Raw genomic sequence first — 2,699 nt, 5'->3', positions numbered from 1 at the left:
GACGTCCATCAGGCAGAACATGACCGCCTGGGCCACTGGCTTCGGCACCGTCTCGAAACGGCGGAAGCGGATGTCGATGGGATCGATGAAGGGAATCCGGCGGATTTTCGATTTGAGGGTGTCGATTTTTGCCAACAGCTCTCCGCACCGGGCCTCGTCGCAATTCTCAAGTTCGGCTTCGAGTTCCGCGATCGCCTCCGGCCGCGGCCGCCGCAACGCGACGCGCCGCATCAAGGCCTTGCTCACGGTGCGGCTGACGGAGAGGTTTGCCGGCGAACCCGACGTCGTATAGCCCGCGCGATGGACGCCCTCGCTTTCCACGTCGGCGAGCCTGCGCTTGGTCAGCTCCGGCAATTCGAGATCGTCGAGGAAAAGGTCGACGAATTCGTCGCGGTTCAGGACAAAGCGGAACGCGTCCTCGGCGTCGCCTTCGCCCGGCCGCGATCCCCGCTCCCCCGGGCCTCCATCGGGGCGCGGAAGAATGTCGCCTTCGACGAACTTCTTGTTGCCGGGCAGCACCATGTCGCGCGTGCCGCCCTCGCGGCGGAAGCGCGGCTCATGCATGCCGTCAAGTGGAATCGAGACCTCGCCGCCCTCCAGGACATCCTTAATGTCGCGGTCCTGCGAGCTCTTCTTGACGGCCGCCTGGACCAGCGACTTGGCGCGCCGCAAGAACCGCTGCCGGTTCTCGAGACTCTTGCCGCCAGGATTCAGGCGCCGGTCGACGAAATGAATGACCACTTTTGCATCCGCCTCAACCGGCTCGCTTCACCCGCATGTACCACTCGACCAGCCGCCGGACCTGCCGCTCGGTGTAGCCGCGCGCCACCATGCGCGCGACGAACTCGCCGTGCTTTTTCTCGGTATCGCCGTCCTTCTTCGAGCCGAACGAGATCACCGGAAGCAGTTCCTCGACTTGCGAAAATATCCGCTTCTCGATGACCTCGCGGATCTTCTCATAGGAGGTCCAGCTTGGGTTCTTGCCACCGTTCTGGGCGCGCGAGCGCAGCGAGAACTTCACGACCTCGTTGCGGAAGTCCTTCGGGTTGGCGATGCCGGCCGGCATCTCGATCTTGGTCAGTTCCTGGTTGAGCAGCTCGCGATTGAGCATCTGGCCGGTGTCGGGATCCTTGAAATCCTGATCCTCGATCCATGCATCCGCATAGTCGACGTAGCGATCGAACAGGTTCTGGCCGTAGTCGGCGTAGGACTCCAGATACGCTTTCTGAATCTCGTTGCCGATGAACTCCGCGTAGCGTGGCGCAAGGTCGGCCTTGATGGACTCGAGATAGCGCTTCTCGACCTCGTCCGGCAGCTGTTCGCGACGGATGGCCTGCTCCAGCATATACATGAGGTGAACGGCGTCGGCGCCAATCTCAGTCGTATCGTGATTGAAGGTTGCGGCGAGCACCTTGAATGCGAAGCGGGTCGAGACGCCGTCCATGCCTTCGTCGACGCCGGCGGCATCCTTGTATTCCTGGACGCTGCGGGCCTTCGGATCGGACTCCTTCAGGCTCTCGCCGTCATAGACCCGCATTTTCGCAAACAGGGTCGAGTTCTCGTGCCTGCGCAGGCGCGACATCACCGAAAAGCGCGCCAGCGTCTCCAGCGTCGCCGGCGCACACGGTGCGTCAGCCAGCTCGGAGCCCTGGATCAGCTTCTCGTAGATCTTCTGCTCCTCGATCACGCGCAGGCAGTATGGCACCTTGATCACGCAGATGCGGTCGATGAAAGCCTCATTGTTCTTGTTTGACTTGAAGCTCTGCCATTCGGCCTCGTTGGAGTGCGCCAGAATGATACCGGTGAACGGAATCGCACCGATGTTCTCGGTTCCGATGTAGTTGCCTTCCTGGGTCGCGGTGAGCAGCGGATGCAACATCTTGATCGGCGCCTTGAACATCTCGACGAATTCGAGGATGCCCTGGTTGGCGCGATTGAGGCCGCCGGAATAGCTGTAAGCATCGGGATCGTTCTGGGAGAAAGTCTCCAGCTTGCGGATATCGACCTTGCCGACCAGCGAGGAAATATCCTGGTTGTTCTCGTCGCCGGGCTCGGTCTTCGCGATCGCGATCTGCCGCAGCCGCGACGGCTGCATCCTGACCACGCGGAATTGCGAGATGTCGCCGCCAAAGGCTTCAAGACGCTTGTAGCACCAGGGGCTCATCAATCCGGTCAGACGGCGGCGCGGAATACCGTACTTTTCCTCGATCATCGGCCCGAGGGTCTCCGGATCGAACAGGCTGAGCGGACTTTCAAAGACCGGGCTGAGTTCGTCGCCGGCCTTGAGCACATAGATCGGGTGGATTTCCATCAACGATTTGAGCCGCTCGGCAAGTGACGACTTGCCGCCCCCCACCGGTCCGAGCAGGTAAAGGATCTGCTTACGTTCCTCGAGGCCCTGCGCTGCGTGCCGGAAGAACCCGACGATGCGCTCGATCGTTTCTTCCATGCCGTGAAATCCGGCAAACGCCGGATAGATGCGCATCGTGCGATTCAAAAAGATTCGGCCAAGGCGGGAGTCCTTGGCCGTGTCGATCATCTGAGGCTCACCGATCGCTGCTAGTAGTCGTTCGGCCGAATTTGCGTATCGCATCGGATCGCCTCGACACGATTCCAGATATTCCGCCATCGACATGTCCGTTTCGCTTCGCGCCTCGAACGATCGCGCGAAAGCGTTGAACAAAGAATCGTTGTACATG

The 2,699-nt window shown here is 60.9% G+C and carries 2 protein-coding genes; both read right to left on the bottom strand.

The annotated features are described in order from the left end of the window. Nucleotides 1-735, bottom strand: a 735-nt coding sequence (locus VNX23_RS14955) for a DUF444 family protein (protein ID WP_325631235.1), incomplete at its 3' end; no start/stop codon positions are given. 19 nt (nucleotides 736-754) lie between these two features. Then, entirely contained in the window at nucleotides 755-2,698 is a 1,944-nt protein-coding gene (locus tag VNX23_RS14950) for a PrkA family serine protein kinase (RefSeq protein ID WP_325631233.1), read from the bottom strand. Nucleotide 2,699: the final 1 nt, after the last annotated feature.

It is taken from the genome of Bradyrhizobium sp. (assembly GCF_035570375.1).
In the GTDB taxonomy this organism is placed as follows: domain Bacteria; phylum Pseudomonadota; class Alphaproteobacteria; order Rhizobiales; family Xanthobacteraceae; genus Bradyrhizobium.
Note: the sequence above shows the minus strand (reverse complement) of the source record. Positions and strands in the feature narration are given on the sequence as shown.

Bases quoted from the DNA above. Each gene is read 5' to 3' on its own strand.
- VNX23_RS14950 (WP_325631233.1), bottom strand. From the start codon at position 2,698: ATGTACAACGATTCTTTGTTCAACGCTTTCGCGCGATCGTTCGAGGCG.